Annotated in this window: 14 protein-coding genes and 1 pseudogene; 4 read left to right on the top strand and 11 right to left on the bottom strand. The window is 73.2% G+C overall.

All coding sequences use genetic code 11. The features are described 5' to 3' along the window. The coding region (locus tag GCU69_RS27625; RefSeq protein ID WP_156207486.1) for a GTP-binding protein at positions 1-545 on the top strand (545 nt) is incomplete at its 5' end. Positions 546-705: 160 nt separating this feature from the next. Here the strand turns inward: GCU69_RS27625 and GCU69_RS27620 are convergent. The 3 genes from GCU69_RS27620 to GCU69_RS27610 all read right to left on the bottom strand — a co-directional run bounded on the left by GCU69_RS27620 (position 706) and on the right by GCU69_RS27610 (position 5,226). Further along, the gene (locus GCU69_RS27620) at positions 706-918 is read right to left on the bottom strand and encodes an acyl-CoA carboxylase epsilon subunit (RefSeq protein WP_098749728.1); all 213 of its coding nucleotides are present in this window, start codon (positions 916-918) and stop codon (positions 706-708) included. 10 nt (positions 919-928) lie between these two features. Continuing rightward, positions 929-2,512 carry an acyl-CoA carboxylase subunit beta gene (locus GCU69_RS27615; RefSeq protein ID WP_098749727.1) on the bottom strand — a complete coding sequence of 528 codons (1,584 nt, stop codon included), beginning with the start codon at positions 2,510-2,512 and terminating at the stop codon, positions 929-931. 248 nt (positions 2,513-2,760) lie between these two features. Beyond that, positions 2,761-5,226, bottom strand: a complete 2,466-nt coding sequence (locus tag GCU69_RS27610) for a polysaccharide lyase 8 family protein (protein ID WP_156207485.1) — start codon at positions 5,224-5,226, stop codon at positions 2,761-2,763. A 255-nt stretch (positions 5,227-5,481) separates the two neighbouring features. Between GCU69_RS27610 and GCU69_RS27605 the strand changes: the two genes are divergently transcribed. After that, entirely contained in the window at positions 5,482-6,111 is a 630-nt protein-coding gene (locus tag GCU69_RS27605) for a YceI family protein (protein WP_156207484.1), read from the top strand. A 276-nt stretch (positions 6,112-6,387) separates the two neighbouring features. On the opposite strand, the gene cimA is transcribed toward GCU69_RS27605, so the two are convergent. The 3 genes from cimA to GCU69_RS27590 form a co-directional block, all read right to left on the bottom strand. Continuing rightward, positions 6,388-8,001 (bottom strand): citramalate synthase, encoded by a 1,614-nt coding sequence (gene cimA, locus GCU69_RS27600; protein ID WP_156207483.1) that lies wholly within the window; start codon positions 7,999-8,001, stop codon positions 6,388-6,390. A 379-nt stretch (positions 8,002-8,380) separates the two neighbouring features. Continuing rightward, positions 8,381-9,466, bottom strand: coding sequence for a branched-chain amino acid aminotransferase (locus GCU69_RS27595; protein WP_098749720.1), 1,086 nt, complete (start codon positions 9,464-9,466; stop codon positions 8,381-8,383). Positions 9,467-9,776: 310 nt separating this feature from the next. Continuing rightward, entirely contained in the window at positions 9,777-10,814 is a 1,038-nt protein-coding gene (locus GCU69_RS27590; RefSeq protein ID WP_156207482.1) for a 3-isopropylmalate dehydrogenase, read from the bottom strand. Between the two features lie 202 nt (positions 10,815-11,016). Here GCU69_RS27590 and GCU69_RS27585 point away from each other — a divergent pair, with 202 nt between their 5' ends. Beyond that, positions 11,017-12,624: a purple acid phosphatase family protein gene (locus GCU69_RS27585; RefSeq protein WP_218037990.1), complete on the top strand. Its 1,608-nt coding sequence runs from the start codon at positions 11,017-11,019 to the stop codon at positions 12,622-12,624. A gap of 251 nt (positions 12,625-12,875) precedes the next feature. On the opposite strand, the gene GCU69_RS34455 is transcribed toward GCU69_RS27585, so the two are convergent. The 5 genes from GCU69_RS34455 to GCU69_RS27565 all read right to left on the bottom strand — a co-directional run bounded on the left by GCU69_RS34455 (position 12,876) and on the right by GCU69_RS27565 (position 18,676). Then, positions 12,876-13,010 (bottom strand): hypothetical protein, encoded by a 135-nt coding sequence (locus GCU69_RS34455; RefSeq protein WP_098749717.1) that lies wholly within the window; start codon positions 13,008-13,010, stop codon positions 12,876-12,878. 436 nt (positions 13,011-13,446) lie between these two features. Then, on the bottom strand, positions 13,447-14,094 hold the full coding sequence (locus GCU69_RS27580) for a response regulator transcription factor (protein WP_328630022.1): 648 nt from the start codon (positions 14,092-14,094) through the stop codon (positions 13,447-13,449). Further along, positions 14,085-15,908: an ATP-binding protein gene (locus GCU69_RS27575; RefSeq protein WP_235978739.1), complete on the bottom strand. Its 1,824-nt coding sequence runs from the start codon at positions 15,906-15,908 to the stop codon at positions 14,085-14,087. The genes GCU69_RS27580 and GCU69_RS27575 overlap by 10 nt, the downstream gene beginning before the upstream one ends. A gap of 96 nt (positions 15,909-16,004) precedes the next feature. Then, positions 16,005-17,636, bottom strand: coding sequence for an L-glutamate gamma-semialdehyde dehydrogenase (pruA, locus tag GCU69_RS27570; protein ID WP_098749715.1), 1,632 nt, complete (start codon positions 17,634-17,636; stop codon positions 16,005-16,007). Between the two features lie 113 nt (positions 17,637-17,749). Further along, positions 17,750-18,676: a proline dehydrogenase family protein gene (locus tag GCU69_RS27565; protein ID WP_156207481.1), complete on the bottom strand. Its 927-nt coding sequence runs from the start codon at positions 18,674-18,676 to the stop codon at positions 17,750-17,752. A gap of 337 nt (positions 18,677-19,013) precedes the next feature. Here GCU69_RS27565 and GCU69_RS27560 point away from each other — a divergent pair. Then, positions 19,014-19,525 (top strand): annotated as a pseudogene (locus tag GCU69_RS27560) (PucR family transcriptional regulator); the annotation flags it as partial.

Raw genomic sequence — 19,525 nt, 5'->3', positions numbered from 1 at the left:
CCACCACGTCCGCGAAGATCGTGGTGGCGGGCGGCTTCGGCGTGGGCAAGACCACGTTCGTCGGCGCGGTCTCGGAGATCAATCCGCTGCGCACCGAGGCCGTGATGACCTCCGCCTCCGCGGGGATCGACGATCTGAGCCAGGTCCGGGACAAGACCACGACGACCGTGGCCATGGACTTCGGCCGGATCACGCTGGACCAGGACCTGATCCTGTACCTCTTCGGCACCCCCGGCCAGGACCGCTTCTGGTTCATGTGGGACGACCTGGTCAAGGGTGCCATCGGGGCCGTGGTCCTCGTCGACACCCGGCGGCTCGCCGACTGCTTCCCCGCCGTCGACTACTTCGAGAACAGCGGACTGCCCTTCGTCATCGCCCTCAACGGCTTCGACGGACACCAGCCCTACACCCCCGAAGAAGTCCGCGAAGCACTCCAGATCGGCCCCGACGCACCGATCATCACCACCGACGCACGCCACCGCGCCGACGCCAAGAGCGCCCTCATCACCCTCGTGGAACACGCCCTCATGGCCCGGCTCCGGTAGGCACCGCCGGCGCACCGCCACCCCGTGGTCCGCGCGAGAAGGCCCCCGCTCCGAGGAGCGGGGGCCTTCTCCGTGTCAGTGCCGCGGTGCCGCGGTGCCGTGGTGCACAGCCGAGCAGCACGCCGGGCGCGGGCCCGGGAGGGTGCTTGGACGGCCGTCCTCAGCCCTGCCAGCTGTGCGCGGTGCGGAAGCCGGACTGGCGCTCCAGACGGCGCCAGCGGGCGGCGGAGCGCCGCGGAGCGGCCTGGGCTGCGTGTGCGTGGCCGGGACCGGTGGCGCGGGCCAGCAGGACGGCGGTCAGGGCGGCGAGCTCCTCGGGCCCGGCATGGCCCTTCTCGACCCGGAGCAGGTTGTGGGCATCGACAGTGGACATGGGCTCTCCGTTACTGCGGCGGGTTGCCGTGCTTGCGGGACGGCAGGTCGGCGTGCTTGGTCCGCAGCATCGCCAGGGACCGGATGAGCACCTCGCGGGTCTCGGCCGGGTCGATCACGTCGTCGACGAGGCCGCGCTCGGCGGCGTAGTAGGGGTGCATCAGTTCGGCTTTGTACTCCTTGACCATCGAGGCGCGCATGGCCTCCGGGTCGTCGGCCTCGGCGATCTGCTTGCGGAAGATGACGTTGGCCGCGCCCTCGGCGCCCATCACGGCGATCTCGTTGGTCGGCCAGGCGTAGGTGAGGTCCGCCCCGATGGACTGGCTGTCCATGACGATGTACGCGCCGCCGTACGCCTTGCGCAGGATCAGCGAGATCCGCGGAACGGTGGCATTGCAGTACGCGTAGAGCAGCTTCGCGCCGTGCCGGATGATGCCGCCGTGCTCCTGGTCGACGCCCGGCAGGAAGCCCGGCACGTCCAGCAGCGTCACCAGCGGGATGTTGAAGGCGTCGCACATCTGGACGAAGCGCGCGGCCTTCTCGCTGGCCTCGATGTCCAGCACGCCCGCGAGGGACTGCGGCTGGTTGGCGATGATGCCCACGACCTGGCCGTCCAGCCGGGCGAGGGTCACGATGATGTTGGTCGCCCAGCGCTCGTGGACCTCCAGCATGTCGCCGTCGTCGACCAGCTCCTCGATGACCTTGCGCATGTCGTAGGGGCGGTTGCCGTCGGCGGGCACGAGGTCCAGCAGCACGTCGCCGCGCCGCTCGGCCGGGTCGTCGGACTCGGCGGCCGGGGGGTTCTCCCGGTTGTTCGACGGCAGCATGGACAGCAGGTACCGCACCTCGGCGAGGCAGGTCTCCTCGTCGTCGTACGCGAAGTGGCAGACCCCGGAGGTCTCGGCGTGCACATCGGCGCCGCCCAGGCCGTTCTGGGTGATCTCCTCGCCGGTCACCGCACGGACCACGTCCGGGCCGGTGATGAACATCTGCGAGGTGTCGCGGACCATGAAGACGAAGTCGGTGAGCGCCGGGGAGTAGGCGGCGCCGCCCGCGCACGGGCCCAGCATCACCGAGATCTGCGGGATCACGCCCGAGGCCTTCGTGTTGCGCTGGAAGATGCCGCCGTAGCCGGCGAGCGCCGAGACGCCTTCCTGGATCCGGGCGCCCGCGCCGTCGTTCAGCGAGACCAGCGGGGCTCCGGCCTGGATGGCCATGTCCATGATCTTGTGGATCTTCGTGGCGTGGGCCTCGCCCAGCGCTCCGCCGAAGATCCGGAAGTCGTGGGCGTAGACGAAGACCGTGCGGCCCTCGACGGTGCCCCAGCCGGTGATCACACCGTCGGTGTACGGCTTCTTGGCCTCCAGGCCGAAGCCGGTGGCCCGGTGCCGCCGCAGCGGCTCCACCTCGTTGAACGATCCCTCGTCCAGCAGCAGCGCGATCCGCTCGCGGGCCGTCAGCTTGCCCTTGGCCTTCTGGGCCTCGGTGGCGCGGTCGCTCGGTCCGCGGCGGACCTGCTCGCGGATGGCGTGCAGCTCCGCGACCCGTCCGCGGGCATCGTGTGCCCCGGAGGGCGTCTCGTCCAGAAGGGTCATGTGTCGACCCTACGAAACCACCTCCGCAAAACCGCCCGTAGATTTCGCACAGTCTCCACCACGAAATCCTGGTCGCCTTGCACAGAACCGGCCCCCGCGGCCGTCACCCCTCCTACTGGGAGGCTCCGCGGCTGTGGGCTTCCCACAAACGGCCGTCCGCAGGGGGCGTGGGGCGCGGCTGCCGCGGGGCCGGGCCGGAGCCCGGCCGGGAGGGGCGGCCGGGGTCTCGGCCGGGGTCTCGGCGGGGCTCAGTCGAGGGCGACCGTACAGGCATGCGGCGAGCACGCCGTCCCCGGGGTGACCCTGAGCCGCAGGGCGCTCCCGGCGGAGCGCACCTCGACGCCCGGGCCGTGCCCCAGCACCGCGCGCACCGGATGCCGCCAGAGGACGTCCAGCGGGGCTCCGGAGCGCGCCGGATCGCTGACCGTCAGGGTCGCGGTGCGCCCGCCGCGTCCGCCGCGTCCCCCGCTCTCCCGTCCCGCGCCTCCCCGCCCCCCGCTCCCCCGGCGCAGCAGCACGCTCGCCGGGCCGGAGACGGACAGCCCCGCGGCGGTTCCCGGCTGCCAGAAGTTGACGGCGGTCAGGCCCAGGGCCGGGATCGCGACGCCCTGCCGCCGCGCGTCGTTGGCGAGCACGGTCACCCGGCGGGGCCCGGTGGCGCGCGCGGCGACAGCGGCGGGGTCCGCTCCGGGCATCAGCAGATACGCGTACGAGGCTCCGGCGGGGTCGGTGCCGTGGTCCAGCCAGAGCGTGGCGTACCGGCGGGTGACGGGTTCCGGCGAGCTGCCGGTGTTGATGTCGCTCCAGGCACCGGTGCGGTCCTCGCGCAGCGTGTGCAGCCGGGCACCGCCGGGGAAGACGTAGCCGCCGTGTCCTTCGAGGTGCGCCCAGCGTGCGCGCGGGTGGGTCCGGGCGGGGCCGGGGCCGTCCGGCTGGGCCTCGCCGTCGACGGTGAGCCGGGCGGTGCCGCCGGCGCCGAGGCAGCGGTTGTCGACGACCGTCTCGACGGGCACGCCGTCGGCGGCGGTGATGCCCGCGCCGAGGCAGACGACGGCGTCGTCCGCGCAGAACCAGGACTTGCGGGCCTCCAGGGTGCTGCCCAGCCCCTTGAGGTGCTGTCCGGCGGCCGCGTACTCGCCGTCCGTCACCCCGCCCACCCAGCGCACGTCCGGCTTCGGTTCGCCCCAGCCGCCGCCCTCGTTGTCGGCGAGCTTCTTGGTGGACACGGTGGTGCCGGGCAGCCGGTACCAGTCGACGGTGGGCCAGTAGGCGTCGGTGTACTGTCCGCCGCCGCCCGGGCTCCAGTGGTAGAGCATGCCGGCGCCGGTGTGCCAGCCGCGCGGGTTCTCCCCGTTGCCGTTCTCGTAGTACGCGATGCGGTCGGAGGCCATCGCGATGTTGGCGGTCCAGCCGGGCCGGCGGTGCACGGCACGGTCCATGGCCGCGAACAGTTTGTGGCCCACCGGCTCGGGCGCGGCCGGGCCCGGCCCTTCGGCGACGGCCTGCAGCCGGGCCAGGTCGGCCACCCCGTACTGCCGGTCGGTGAGGACGGGGCTGGTGGTGTCGCGTGCGATCCAGCCCCTGACCATGCCGTCCCAGCGTTCCCGCTCCGCCGCCGGGGCCGCTCCCGCGAGCAGCGCGACGGCGGCGATCAGCTGGTGGCCGTGGTAGTGGTCGCTGCGGACGATGCCGCGGTCGTCGCTGAGCAGCGGTCCCCGGCTGATGGCCCGGCCGTTGACGCTGTCCATCATCAGCCCGTCGTGCAGCAGCGGGGCGTAGGCGTGTTCGACGCTGTCGAGGATGATCTGCCGGGCGGGGTCGGTGACCTCCCACTCGGACCCGGCCAGCAGCGTGAACAGCCGGCCGAGCCCGTCGAGCAGCACATGACCGTACGTCCCGGAGTACGCGACCCAGGTGTGCTGGACGAACGAGCCGTCGGCGTAGAGGCCGTCGCCCTCCGTGACGTACGGGAAGACCGGCGAGAGGGCGTCCCGGGCCAGGGCGATCTTGGCGGGGGCGGCGCCGAGCACGCCGCGCAGGGCGGTGACCCGGCACAGGTCGACGCGGTTGGCGCCGGTGCTGGTGCCGGTGTAGTCGCCGAGCATCGTGTCGGGCACGAAGTGGTCGACGGCGGCCAGGCAGGCCTCGCGCCGTTCCGGGGCGATCCGGTCGTACATCAGGGCGAGGGTGTCCAGGAGCAGCCGCGGGCTGCCGATCTGCCATTCCCACCAGTTGCCGTAGCGGGTGGTGGCCGGGTTGTAGACCTCGGCGCCGAGGTGGCCGAGGCCGGTGTCGACGGCCTCGGCGAGTTCCGGATCGCCGGTGCGGCCGGTGCCGGGCTGGACGTACGCCTCGGCCATGGTGTGCAGCCTGCTGTAGCTCCGGGTGATGCCCGCGGGCGGGTCGAAGGGCTGGTCGGGCCAGAGGGATCCGGCCGCCGGGGCCATGTCGCCCAGGAAGGTGCCGGCGAGCCGGCCGGTCTCGGCGAGCCGGCTCGCGTAGGGCTCCGCCGCCGGGTCGAAGCCGGTGCCGAGCTGGAGGGCGAGCCAGCGCTGCCGCAGGGCCGCGAACGGGTCGGCGGCGGCGCCGGGGGCGGGAGCGGGGCCCGGGGCGGCGTGCGCGGCCGGGAGGGAGGCGGCCAGGGCGAGGGCGAGCGCCCCCGTTCCGGTCGCGGTGAGGAAGCCTCTGCGGGACCATGCGGACAGCGGCGGCATGAGCGGCCCTCCCGGGGAGCGTCGTGGAGTGGTGTAGACCTTCCGCGTGCTGGAGGCCGGTCTAGCACGGGACCCCGGGTGCGGCAATGCTCATGCCAAGAACGCCCGGCGAGGCCACCCGGGCGGCCGCCGGCCCCTTCTCTCGCTTTCGGGCCACCGGCTCCGCGATCCCGCCGAAGATGTACTTGAACTTTGAAGGAGATAGCCGTATCGTCGGAGTCGTTGAAGGTTAAACAATCAATCCGAGGAGGAGCCATGGCTCTGTTCAACCGCAACAAGCAGGACGCCGCCGACACCGAGCCCGCCACCGGCGCCGTCCTCACTCCCGACCCGGAGCTGGCGAAGCTCTCCGGTGAGTACACGATCGACCCGTCGCACAGCGAGATCGGTTTCACCGCCCGGCACGCCATGGTGACGAACGTCCGCGGCTCCTTCCAGGCCTACGAGGGCAAGCTGGTGCTGGACGGCACGGACCCGTCCCGTTCCACCGCCGCCATCGAGGTCGACATGGCCAGCGTGGACACGGGCAGCGCGGACCGCGACGGCCACCTGGTGACCGGCGACTTCTTCGACACCGAGAACTTCCCGAAGATGACGTTCCGCAGCACGTCCGTGGAGCAGACCGAGCCGACGACGTACCGCGTCACCGGTGACCTCACGATCAAGGGCACCACCCGCCCGCTGAGCATCGACCTGGAGTTCAACGGCGCCGCGACCGACCCGTTCGGCAACGAGCGCGTCGGCTTCGAGGGCGGCACCACGATCCTGCGCTCCGACTGGGGCCTGACCTGGAACGCCGCGCTGGAGGCCGGCGGAGTCCTGGTCAGCGACAAGATCAAGCTGAACTTCGACATCTCCGCGATCAAGAACGCCCCGGCGGCCTGACCCGGACGGGACTCCCCTCCCGCGGACCACCGCGCCCCGGCCGGACTTCCCTACGGCCGGGGCGCGGTGCTGTGCTGTGCCGGGCCGCGCTGTTCGGGCTGCGCTGCACCGGGCTGCGCTGTTCGGGCTGCGCCCTGGCTCCGCTCCGAAGGCCCGTGCGCTGACGGGCCGGTCCGCCTTGCCGCGTCCTGCCGCCCCGCGGGCCGGGCAGACCGGATTGGCCCGGGTTGGCCGGGCTGACCGGGTTGGCCGGACCGACCGGGCGGAGCCGCCCCCTCACTCCTGCGGCTCGACCCCCGCCCGCAGCAGCCCGTACGTGTACGCGTCCTCCAGCGCCTGCCAGGACGCGGCGATCACGTTGTCGGCGACCCCGACCGTGGACCACTCGCCCCGGCCGTCGCTGGACGTGACCAGCACCCGGGTCGTGGAACCCGTGCCGTGCTTGCCCTCCAGGATCCGGACCTTGTAATCCACCAGTTCCAGCCGCGCCAGCTGCGGGTGGATCCGCTCCAGACCGACGCGCAGCGCCCGGTCCAGCGCGTTGACCGGGCCGTTGCCCTCCGCCGTCGCGACGATGCGCTCACCCTTCGCCCACAGCTTCACCGTGGCCTCGTTGGCGTGCGTGCCGTCCGGCCGGTCCTCGGTGATGGCGCGCCAGGACTCGACACGGAAGTACCGGCGGACCCGGCCTTCCGCCTCGGCCCGGAGCAGCAGCTCGAAGGAGGCGTCGGCGGCCTCGTACGTGTAGCCCGCCAGCTCGCGCTCCTTGACCCGCTCCACGACCCGGCCGATCAGCTCGCGGTCGCCGCCGAGGTCGACACCCAGCTCCTTCCCCTTGAGCTCGATCGACGCCCGCCCGGCCATGTCGGAGACCAGCATCCGCATGGTGTTGCCGACCTGCTCGGGGTCGATGTGCTGGTAGAGATCCGGATCGACCTTGATCGCGGACGCGTGCAGCCCGGCCTTGTGCGCGAAGGCCGACAGACCGACGTAGGGCTGGTGGGTGGACGGGGTGAGGTTGACGACCTCGGCGATGGCGTGCGAGATCCGGGTCATCTCCGCGAGCGCGCCCGCGGGCAGCACCCGGCGGTCGTACTTCAGCTCCAGGGCGGCGGCGACCGGGAAGAGATTGGCGTTGCCGACCCGCTCGCCGTATCCGTTGGCGGTGCACTGCACATGCGTCGCCCCGGCGTCCACGGCCGCGAGCGTGTTGGCCACCGCGCAGCCCGTGTCGTCCTGGGCGTGGATGCCGAGCCGGGCACCGGTGTCCGCGAGGACGGTGCCCACGACGGCCTGGATCTGCGCGGGCAGCATGCCCCCGTTGGTGTCGCACAGCACGACCACGTCGGCTCCGGCCTCGTGCGCGGTCCGTACGACCTGCTTGGCGTACGCCGGGTTGGCGCGGTAGCCGTCGAAGAAGTGCTCGCAGTCGACGAAGACCCGGCGGCCCTGGGCGGTCAGATACGCCACCGTGTCGCGGATCATCGCCAGGTTCTCGTCGAGCGTGGTGCGCAGCGCCAGCTCCACGTGCCGGTCGTGGGACTTGGCGACCAGCGTCACGACCGGGGCGCCGGACTCCAGCAGCGCCGCCACCTGGGGATCGTCCGCCGCCCGCACTCCGGCGCGGCGGGTCGAGCCGAAGGCGACGAGCCGGGCGTGCCGGAAGTCGATCTCTGTTCGGGCGCGCTGGAAGAACTCCGTGTCGCGCGGGTTGGCACCGGGCCAGCCGCCCTCGATGAAGCCCACGCCGAAGTCGTCCAGGTGCCGGGCGATGGTCAGTTTGTCCGCGACCGTGAGGTTGATGCCCTCACGCTGCGCGCCGTCGCGCAGCGTGGTGTCGAAGACGTGGAAACCGTCGTCCCCCGTTGCGGGGCCGCTTGCGTCCGTCATTGCTGTTCAGACTCCTGTCGGGATCTCGGCCTACCTGAGTTGCCCTGCCGTAGGCCAGGGAAGACCGGTGCCACCGTCCTCCAATGATCCCTGCGCTCGCCGACCGGCTGCGGGTGGGCCGGAAAACGAAAAAACCCCTCGCGGGTGCGAGAGGTCTGCGCGCGGGTCCTGGGACACGATGCCCACGGCCGCGGCGGTTCTGCTGCGGATCGGTGGGTCACTGCGGACCGGCGCGCCTGCTGCCAATAATCATGGCGAACGAGAGCACGGAGGCAGTTTGGCACAAACCGCCTCCGTGCACGCGTCCGTCTCAGCATGCGGGCCCGCCCGCCCGACGGCGGGGCTCAGCCGCATGCGGGCCCACCCGCCCGCGGCGGGGTCAGCCCACCCGGTGCATCCAGCCGTGGGTGTCGGGCGCGGCGCCGGTCTGGATGTCCAGCAGCGCCTTGCGCAGCTTCATGGTGACCTCGCCGGGCTCGCCGTCGGCGACGGTCCAGCTCGCCCGGGCGGACTTCACGGAGCCGACCGGGGTGATGACCGCGGCGGTGCCGCAGGCGAAGACCTCGGTCAGCGAGCCGTCGGCGTTCCCGTTCTTCCAGTCCTCGACGGAGATCCGGCCCTCGGAGACCGGGTGGCCGAGGTCCTCGGCGATCCGGAGCAGCGAGGCCCGGGTGATGCCGGGCAGCAGCGAGCCGGACAGCTCGGGGGTGACGATCCGGTCGCCGTGGACGAAGTAGAGGTTCATGCCGCCCATCTCCTCGATCCAGCGGCGCTCCAGGGCGTCCAGCCAGACCACCTGGTCGCAGCCCTGCTCGGCGGCCTGCGCCTGGGCGGCGAGGGAGGCGGCGTAGTTGCCGCCGGTCTTGGCGGCGCCGGTGCCGCCGGGGCAGGCACGGACGTACTCCTCGGAGAGCCAGACCGAGACGGGCTTCACACCGCGCGGGAAGTAGGCGCCGGCGGGCGAGGCGATGACCATGAAGAGGTATTCGTTGGCGGGCCGGACCCCGAGGCCGACCTCGCTGGCGAACATGAACGGCCGCAGATAGAGCGAGGTCTCGCCGCCGCTGGGCACCCAGGCCCGGTCCTGCGAGATCAGCGCGTCGCAGGCGGCGACGAACAGGTCGGCGGGCAGCTCCGGCATGCCCATCCGGCGGGCGGAGGACCGGAACCGCTCGGCGTTGGCCTCCGGGCGGAAGGTGGCGACGGTGCCGTCGGGCTGCTCGTACGCCTTGAGGCCCTCGAAGATGGTCTGCGCGTAGTGCAGGGTCATGTTCGCCGGGTCCATCGAGAGCGGCGCGTACGGCACCAGCTCGGCGTCGTGCCAGCCGCGGCCCTCCGTCCACCGGATCGTCACCATGTTGTCGGTGAAGTGGCGGCCGAATCCGGGGTCGGCCAGGATCGCCTCGCGCTCCGCGTCGGACAGCGGGTGCGAGGAGGGCTTGAGCTCGATCGTGGGCGTCGTCATGTCTGTCGTGTCCTTCACCGTGAGGTCGTGGCGGACCGCACGCTTCGCCTCCGGAGTTGCTAGGACGTCCGAGCTTCCCTGCGCGATGCGGCCGTGTGTCCGATTATGGCGGTTCGTTCTCGCGTGGGGGAACACCGGGTCCGGGGCGGGGCGGAGCGGCGCGGCCCTGGGGTCGATGGTCGCACCCGGCAACGCGGTTGTCAGCGCTGCCGGAGACGCGAAGCGGCTCCCGAGGGTGTCGGGAGCCGCTTGAACGGGGTGGGTGGGTCCGCGGCTCCGCGGGAGTGGATCCCGGCGGTGGCCGGGTGGGTCAGCCGGATACTCGGGCGGCCAGCGCGTCGCCGATCTCGTCGGTCGTGCGGCTGCCCTCGCGGGCGGCGAGGTCCTCGGCCACCGCCCGCTCGACACGGGCGGCCTCGTCCGCGTGGCCCAGGTGCTGGAGCAGCAGGGCCACCGAGAGGACGGTGGCGGTCGGGTCCGCCTTGCCCTGGCCGGCGATGTCCGGGGCCGAGCCGTGCACGGGCTCGAACATCGACGGGAAGGCGCCCGTGGGGTTGATGTTGCCGGAGGCGGCCAGACCGATGCCGCCGGTGACGGCCGCGGCCAGGTCGGTGAGGATGTCACCGAAGAGGTTGTCGGTGACGATCACGTCGAACCGCTCGGGCTGGGTGACGAAGAAGATCGTCGCCGCGTCGACGTGCAGGTAGTCGGTGGTGACCTCGGGGTACTCCCGGCCGACCGCGTCGAAGATCCGCTTCCAGAGGTGGCCGGCGTGCACCAGGACGTTGTTCTTGTGGACCAGCGTCAGCTTCTTGCGCGGGCGGGCGTTCGCCCGCGCGTAGGCGTCGCGGACGACGCGCTCGACGCCGTAGGCGGTGTTGAGGCTGACCTCGGTGGCGACCTCGGCCGGGGTGCCGGTGCGGAGGCTGCCGCCGTTGCCCGTGTACGGGCCCTCGGTGCCTTCGCGGACGACGACGAAGTCGATGTCCGGGCGGCCCTCGAGCGGGGTGGCGGTGTTCGGGAACAGCTTCGACGGACGCAGGTTGATGAAGTGGTCGAACGCGAAGCGGAGCTTCAGCAGCAGGCCGCGCTCCAGTACGCCGGAGGGCACGGAGGGGTCGCCGATCGCGCCCAGCAGGATCGCGTCGTGCCGCTTCAGGGCGTCCAGCTCGGCGTCCGGCAGGGTCTCGCCGGTGGCGTGCCAGCGCTGGGCGCCCAGATCGTAGTTCCTGGTCTCCAGCTTCACATCCTGCGGAAGGGCCGCGGAGAGGACCTTGAGGCCCTGGGCCACGACTTCCCTGCCGATGCCGTCACCGGGGATCACTGCGAGATCGATGCTGCGAGACATGCCGGGCACCCTACTCCCCGTCCCATGGGATGACACACGACGTCCGCGATACGGACGGCCGGGCCCGCCGGACATGCGTACGACCGCCCGCACGTCGAACGCGTGCGCGCGCCCTCCCGCCGGACGCGCCGTGACCGGAGCATCAACTTCCGTTCACCCGGAGTCTTGTCCTCCGCCCTAAGTTACTGGGAAGTTACCCGCCATGACTTCCTCGCCCGAGGGGCGGCAGCCCTCTTCCCCGGACACTCCCCGCATCGGCATTCCCGAGCGGCTGGCACGGCGCATGACCATGCCCGAGCAGCACGAGTACCTGCGCTCCCGGCTCTCCCGCCGCGGGGTGCTCCGGGCGGCGGGCACCGCCGGCGGGGCCGGGCTGCTGTCCGGCGGTGCCGCCGCGCCGGCCCGCGCCGCCGGTCCGGCCCTCGTCACCGCGCCCGCGACGGCCTCCGTGGACGGCAGCCTGGTCGCCCCTTTCGGCCGCCACCTGGCGTTCGGCGCCGACCCCGGGACGCAGATGCGGGTCTCCTGGCAGGTGCCCTTCGCCGTGCGGCGCCCGTACATCCGGGTCGGCACCGAGCCGTGGGAGCTGAGCCGGAAGATCGAGGCCGAGGTGCGCGAGCTGCGGACCCCCGCCCTGAGCCACGGGCTGCCGGCCGTCGAGCAGTTCTACCTGCACGCGGCCCTGGGCGGGCTGCGCCCGGGCACGACGTACTACTACGGCGTCGGCCACGACGGCTTCGACCCGGCGGAGGCGGGACGGCTGGGCACGCTCGGCACGTTCCGCACCGCCCCGCGGGAGCGGGAACGGTTCGTCTTCACCGCCTTCGGCGACCAGGGCGTCGGCTATCACGCCCTCGCCAACGACCAGCTGATCCTGGGCCAGAACCCGTCCTTCCATCTGCACGCCGGAGACATCTGCTACGCGGACTCCACCGGGCGCGGCAAGGAGTCCGACACCTACGACGCCCGGGTGTGGGACCAGTTCCTGGCGCAGACGGAGTCCGTCGCGGCGAGCGTCCCGTGGATGGTGACGACCGGCAACCACGACATGGAGGCCTGGTACTCGCCCGAGGGCTACGGCGGCCAGCTCGCCCGGTGGTCACTGCCGGACAACGGCCCGGACCCGCGCCTGGCCCCCGGCGTCTACTCCTTCACCTACTCCAACGTGGGCGTCGTCGCCCTGGACGCCAACGACGTCTCGTACGAGATCCCGGCGAACCGGGGCTACACCGGCGGCCGGCAGACCGCCTGGCTGGAGCGGCGGCTGCGGGAGCTGCGCGCGGAGCCCGGGATCGACTTCGTCGTCGTCTTCTTCCACCACTGCGCCTACTCCACCAGCACGCACGCCTCCGACGGCGGGGTGCGGGACGCGTGGGGCGAGTTGTTCGCCCGGCACCGGGTGGACCTGGTGATCAACGGCCACAACCACGTCTACGAGCGGACCGACGCCATCCGGGACGGCGAGGTCGGCCGGCGGGTGCCCGTCGGCGGGACCACCGACCCGGCGCGCGACGGCACCGTGTACGTCACGGCGGGCGGCGCGGGCAAGGATCTCTACGGCTTCGGGGCGGGCGTGCCCGACAGCTACGAGGGGCACGAGGACGACCGCGAGAGCATCCTGACCTTCCACTGGACGAAGCTGCGGCTGCCCGATCCGGACCGGGTGGAGTGGTCGCGCGTGCGCTACACCGGCTTCTCGTTCCTGGCCGTCGAGTCCGAGCCGGGCAGCCGGCCGAGGCTGAGGGTCACGGCGCTGGCGGACAGCGGCGAGCGCATCGACCACTTCGAGGTGGTCCGCACGGAGGGCTGAGCCGCACGGAGAAGTGAGCCGCACGGAGGACTGAGCCGCACGGGAAAGTGAGCCGCGCGGAGGGCTGAGCCGCACGGGAAAGTGAGCCGCGCGGAGGGCTGAGCCGCCCCGCGCCGGGGAGGCCGCGCGGCGGGGCAGCGGGGTCCCCGGCGGCAGGGGCCCGGTAGCGGAATCCCTGTGGCGGGGCCCGGAGGCAGTACCCGGAGGCAGGGCCCGGGAAGCCGGACGGCCCCGAGCGCGGGCGGCGACGCTCAGTGGCCGGTGGCGCCGCCGTTGTCCCGGCGGTCGAGGGCTCGCTGCAGAGCGGCGGCGGCGTGCCGCCGGGCGTCGGCGTCGGCGGTGCGGGACTGGTGGCTGCGGCGGACCTTGCGGGCGGTCTCGTTCATGAGGGCACGTCTCCCATACGGAGCGAGGAGCGGAACCCCGGAGAGAGCCGGGGAAGGACACGGAGCGCCGGAAGGGGCGGGGGCCGGTGTGCCGCAGGGGTCACCTGCTCGGGGCACGGGCCTCGACCGCCGATCGCTGGATACGCGAGACGTTCGGCTTCCTACAAAGCTAAGGCAGCTCAGCCTCGCTGTCTCCACAATTACTCGGACTTCCTACTATCTGAGACGGCGGACGCCGCGGCGCCGGAGGGAGCCCTCCCCGAGAGGGTCCCTCCGGCGTCACGGCGGCCTCGCCGGCAGCCGCGGCCACTCCCCCGTGTCCCCCGTCGGCCGCGGGCTGCCGGCTCCCATGACGTTACGGACGGCGGGCGGGCACCGCATCGGGGCCGGCCCTGAGAAACCCGGCCGTCCGGTCAGGAGGCCCGGAGGCAGGCGGTCAGGACGCCTGGAGGTGGGCGAGGACCGCCAGCACCCGGCGGTGGTCCTCCGGGCAGGGCTCCAGGCCCAGCTTGGTGAAGACGTTGCGGACATGGGTCTCGGTGGTCTTCGCGCTGATGTACAGCCGCTCGCTGATCGCCTCGTTCGAGCGGCCCTCCGCCATGAGCGCCAGCACCTCGCGCTCCCGCGGCGTGAGGACGTCCGGGCCGCCGGCCACCCGCGGCCGGCCCATCAGCCGGGCGACGACCTCGGGATCGACGACCGTCTCACCGGCGCCGACCCGTTTCACGGCGTCGGTCAGCTCGCCGATGTCCGCCACCCGGTTCTTGAGCAGATAGCCGAAGCCGCGCGGCTCCCGCGCCATGACCCGCACCGCGTTGCCGGTCTCCACGTACTGGGACAGCAGCAGCACCCCGGTGTCCGGCAGACTCTCGCGCAGCGCCAGTGCCGCGCGCACGCCCTCGTCGGTGTGCGTCGGCGGCATCCTGATGTCCATCAGCGCCACATCGGGCCGGCACCGGGCGGCCCGGGACAGCGCCTCCTCCGCGGTGCCCGCCTGGCCCGCCACCGTGAACCCGGCCTCCTGGAGCAGCCGCACCAGCCCCTCCCGCAGGAGTACGGAATCCTCCGCCACGATCACCCGCACGGCAGCTCCGCCCGGATCCGGGTGCCGCCCCCGGGCGGGCTCACGACCTCCAGCGAGCCGCCCGTCGCGGCCACCCGGTCGGCCAGCCCCCGCAGCCCCGTGCCCCCGCCGGGGTCCGCGCCGCCCGCGCCGTCGTCGGCCACCTCGACGGCGAGCCGGCCCCCCGTGCTGCGCAGCGACACGCTGACGGCCCCGGCCCCGGCGTGCTTGACGGCGTTGGACAGCGCCTCGCAGACCACGAAGTACGCCGTCGACTCCACGAGCGGCGGACAGCGGCCCGGTTCGGCCATCACCACCACCGGCAGCGCGGCCTCCTCGGCCAGCGCGGTCACCGCCGCGCCCAGGCCCTCCCGGGTGAGCACCGCCGGGTGGATGCCGCGGGCGAGGTCCCGCAGGTCGTCGATGGCGAGCCGGAGCGCCCGGTCGGCCTCGGACACCGTGTCCCGCAGCGCCGGGTCCGCCCGGTCGTCCAGGCCCCGGCCGAGCCGCCGCAGCGACATCAGCGCGAACACGAGCCGGGTCTGGGCGCCGTCGTGCAGATCGCGCTCCAGCCGCCGCCGTTCCGCGTCCGCCGCCTCCAGCAGCCGCGCCTGCGCCGCCCTGGTCTCCTCCGCCCGCACCGTGACCTGCGACCGCAGGGTGCTGTTGCGCAGACACAGCCGTACGGAGGCGGCGACGGCCGCGATCAGCTGGGGGTCCTCGCCGAGCGCGGCGTCGTGCACGAGCACCGCGGAGCGCCGGTCGCCGTCCGCGACCGGGGTGGTGGCGAGGCCGCTGCCCGGCGGCGGCAGCCGTAACGGGCGGCCGTGCACATCGGCGTAGCCGTCCCGGCCGCCGCCGCGGGCCAGCCCCAGCCGCAGCGCGGGGTCGCCGAGCACCCGCGACAGCACCTCCTGCAACCGCTCGGGCGCGGGATCCGGGCCCACCTCGACGACGACGTTGCCCAGCGCCGCGCGGTGCAGCCTGGTCCGCAGCAGCCCGGCGAGGAACGCCACCGGGACGGCCACCTGGCTGAGGTCGGACGGCAGGGTCAGCAGGGCGTCGGCGGTCGCCAGCGAGCCGGGGGCCAGCACGTACAGCACTTCCCAGCCGACGAACGCGACGGCGATCGCCACGGCGACGCCCGCGGGCAGCAGGATGCGCCGCCGCGCCGGGGAGCTGACCCGCCAGCGGCGTACCAGCGCGGCCAGGACGACCAGGGTGATCAGCGCGCCGAGCCAGCGGTACGCCAGGTCGACGGCCTCGAACAGCCGCGGGTCGGAGTGGAGCAGCAGCGCGTTCGGGCCGCAGTCGCGGCAGGCGAGATAGCTGGCGTCCACCCCCGCCGACGGGTCGTAGAGCAGCGTGCGCAGCAGTCCGCCGACGGCGACCAGCCCGTAACCGCAGGCCACGACGCGCCGCTCCAGACGGGTGCCGAGCCGCCCCTCGGGGAAGGCGAGCAGCAGATGCGCCAGGACCGCGAGGTTCAGTGCCTCTCCCCAGGCGCCGAGCGCGAACAGCAGCGGCACGCCCGAGCCCTGGAAGTTGCCCAGGAACCAGGTCAGGCCCTCGGCCAGCAGGAGCAGCCCGGTGCGGTTCGCCGGGCGGCGCCACCACGCCACCAGCCCGGCCGCGGCGTAGGCCCAGCCGACCGACAGATCACGCAGCAGGTCGGTGCCGGTCGCCCCGGCCCGGTGGTAGGCCCCGGCCGCGGCGAGGCCGACGGCGAGCGCCACCGCTCCCCAGACCGCGGAGCGGCGTCCGGGGTGCCCGGTCCCCCGGACGGCAACAGCCGCCCGGGCCAGTCCACTTCCGGTTCCACCGGCGGTCTTCACGACGCCCACGATAGAGCGCCCGGGCACCGGTGCGGCACCGGTTCCGCGCCCCCGGCGCGTTCACCGCGCCGGGGGCGGGTCCGGGGACGGCCGCGGTCAGCCCATGTGCGGGTAGCGGTAGTCCGTCGGGGCGACGAACGTCTCCTTGATCGCGCGCGGGGACACCCAGCGGATCAGGTTGAACTTCGAGCCGGCCTTGTCGTTCGTGCCCGACGCCCGGCCGCCGCCGAACGGCTGCTGGCCCACGATGGAGCCGGTGGGCCGGTCGTTCAGATAGAAGTTGCCGGCCGCGAAGCGCAGCTTCTCGCTCGCGTCCGCCAGCACCGAGCGGTCCTTGGCCAGCACGGCGCCGGTGAGCGCGTAGGCCGAGGCCGACTCCATCTGCTCCAGCACGGCGTCCCAGTCGCCGTCCTCGTAGACGTGGACGGCGATGACCGGGCCGAAGTACTCGGTGGCGAACATCTCGTGCGCCGGGTCGGTGCAGGTGATGACGGTCGGCCGGACGAACCAGCCCTCCGAGTCGTCGTAGCCGCCGCCCGCGACGATCTCGCAGGCCGGGTCCTGCCGGGCACGTTCGATCGCCGCGGTGACCTTCGCGAAGGCCCGCTCGTCGATGACGGCGCCGATGAAGTTCGACAGGTCGCTGACGTCGCCCATGGCGAGGCTGTCGGCCTCGGCGGCCAGCTCCTCCCTGAAGCCGTTCTCCCACAGGGACCGCGGGATGTAGGCGCGGGAGGCCGCCGAGCACTTCTGGCCCTGGTACTCGAACGCACCGCGGGTGATCGCCGTCTTGAGCACCGCCGGGTCGGCCGTCGGGTGGGCGACGATGAAGTCCTTGCCGCCCGTCTCGCCGACGATCCGCGGGTAGCTCTTGTAGCGGTCGATGTTCTCGCCGACCGTCCGCCACAGGTACTGGAAGGTCTTCGTGGAGCCGGTGAAGTGGACCCCGGCGAGGTCCGGGTGCGGCAGGGCGACCTCCGAGACCTCCTTGCCGTCACCGGTGACGAGGTTGATGACGCCCTTCGGCAGCCCGGCCTCCTCCAGCAGCCGCATCAGCAGCACGGCGGCGTGCGTCTGGGTGGGCGAGGGCTTCCAGACGACCACGTTGCCCATCAGGGCCGGGGCGGTCGGCAGGTTGCCCGCGATGGCCGTGAAGTTGAACGGCGTGATCGCGTAGACGAAGCCCTCCAGCGGGCGGTGGTCCAGCCGGTTCCAGACGCCCTTGGGCTGCACCAGCGGCTGCTCCTCCAGCAGCTCGCGGGCGAAGTGGACGTTGAACCGCCAGAAGTCCACCAGCTCACAGGGCGCGTCGATCTCCGCCTGCTGGGCGGTCTTCGACTGGCCGAGCATGGTGGAGGCGGCGATGGTCTCCCGCCACGGGCCGGAGAGCAGCTCGGCGGCCCTGAGGATGATGGCGGCACGGTCGTCGAAGGACGTGGCGCGCCAGGCGGGGGCGGCGGCCAGGGCCGCGTCGATCGCGTCCTGCGCGTCCTGCCGGGTGGCGTTGGCGTAGGTGCCGAGACGGGCGCGGTGGTTGTGCGGCTGGACGACGTCGAAGCGTTCGCCGCCGCCCATCCGGCGCTCGCCGTTGATGGTCATCGGCAGCTCGACCGGGTTGTCCGCCAGCTCCTTGAGCTTGGCCTCCAGCCGCTGGCGCTCGGGGCTGCCGGGTGCGTAGGTGTGCACCGGCTCGTTGACCGGCGCGGGGACCTGGGTCACAGCGTCCATGAGTGCCGTTGTCTCCTTCGGTGGGTGGTGTTTCGAGGTCTGGGGGCGGGGGCCGTCAGGGATGCCGTCCGGATCCCCGTGGGTGAGGGAGCACTGTCCGCGGACGACACCTCCTAGCCCCGGGTGGCGAGGGAACGCAGGAAGAAGGCCAGGTTGGCGGGGCGCTCGGCGAGGCGGCGCATGAAGTAGCCGTACCAGTCGGTGCCGTACGGGACGTACACCCGCATCCGGTGGCCCTCGTCGGCCAGCCGGCGCTGCTCGGCCTCCCGGATGCCGTACAGCATCTGGAACTCGTAGTCGCCGGGCTTGCGTCCGGTGCGCCGGGCCAGTTCCTGTGCGATGGCCACCATCCGCGGGTCGTGCGAGCCGATCATGGGATGTCCGCGGCCGGCCATCAGGATGCCGAGGCAGCGGACGTACGCCCGGTCCACCTCGTGCTTGTCCTGGAAGGCGACGCTCGCGGGCTCCTTGTACGCGCCCTTCACCAGCCGCACCCGGGACCCTTCCCCGGCCAGCGCGCGGCAGTCGTCCTCAGTGCGGAAGAGGTACGACTGGAGCACCGCGCCGGTCTGCGGGTGGCTCCTCCGCAGCTCGGCGAGGACCGCGAGGGTGGAGTCGGCCGTGGTGTGGTCCTCCATGTCGAGGGTGACCGTGGTGCCGGCCGCGGCGGCCGCCTCGACGACCGGGGTGACGTTGGCCAGGGCCACGTCGTGCCCGCCGGGCAGCGCCTGCCCGAAGGCCGAGAGCTTGACGGACATCTCGGCGCGCTCCGCCAGGCCCTCCGCGGCCAGCGCGTCGCACAGGGCGAGGTAGGCGTCCCGGTTGCGGCGCGCCTCCGCCGGGTCGGTGATGTCCTCACCGAGATGGTCCAGCGTGACGTCGAGCCCGCGCCCGGTGAGCGCCCGCACCGCGCTCATGGCGTCGCCGAGCCCTTCGCCCGCGATGTACCGGTCCACCACGGGGCGGGTGACCGGCGCGGCCGCGACCAGACGGCGGATGCCGTCGCTGCGCGCGGCGGCGAGAAGCACGGGACCCAGCACGGGGCACCTCCACGGGAATCGGTCGGCCCGCGGCACGGGGGTGTGCGCCGGAAGGCCTGAAGAGTCTCCGTAGAACCTAGGATCGCGCGGTCCGCGCCACCATCGACAGCTGTCACGCGCCGGTGGCCCCGATCTCAGACATCTGTATGACGGTGTACGAGAATGGGGCGGCGGGGGACGGCGAGGCCCGTACCGAACGGCCGGCGGCGGACGGCGGACGCGGTGCGGGCGACGTGCGGATGGCGCGGACGACGTGCGGATGGTGCGGATGGCGCGGACGGCGGTGCGGACGACGTGCGGATGACGGTGCGGACGGGAAGAACGGCGAGGTCGGCGGGTGCGCGGTGACTACCAGGAGCTGGTTGACGAGATCTCGGCGGTGCTGGCCGCCCCCGCGACCCTGGAGGACCGGCACTTCGGGCTGATCGCCTTCGGGGCGCACGACGACGGCGGCGGGGACGACGGCAGCGGGGTGGAGCTCGACCCGGTCCGCACCCGGTCGATCCTGCACCGGCGCTCCACCCCGGCCGTACGGGCCTGGTTCGAGGCGTTCGGCATCACCCGGGCGACCGGCCCGGTCCGCATCCCGCCGGACCCGGCGGCGGGGGTCCGCGTCGGCCGGATCTGCCTTCCGGTACGCCACCGGGGCGTCGTGTACGGCTATGTCTGGCTGCTCGACGACGGGCATCTGGCCGGGCTGGAAACCGGCGAGGCCCGCGGCGGCCCCCCGGACCCCCGGCTCGCCCAGGCCATGGAGACCGCGGACCGGATCGGCGCGCTGCTCGCCGCCGAGGCCCGGGCCGGGGCGGAGACCGGCGAGCTGCTGCGGGCGCTGCTCACGGGCCCGGC

Source organism: Streptomyces lycii (assembly GCF_009735685.1).
In the GTDB taxonomy this organism is placed as follows: Bacteria; Actinomycetota; Actinomycetes; order Streptomycetales; family Streptomycetaceae; genus Streptomyces; species Streptomyces lycii.
Note: the sequence above shows the minus strand (reverse complement) of the source record. Positions and strands in the feature narration are given on the sequence as shown.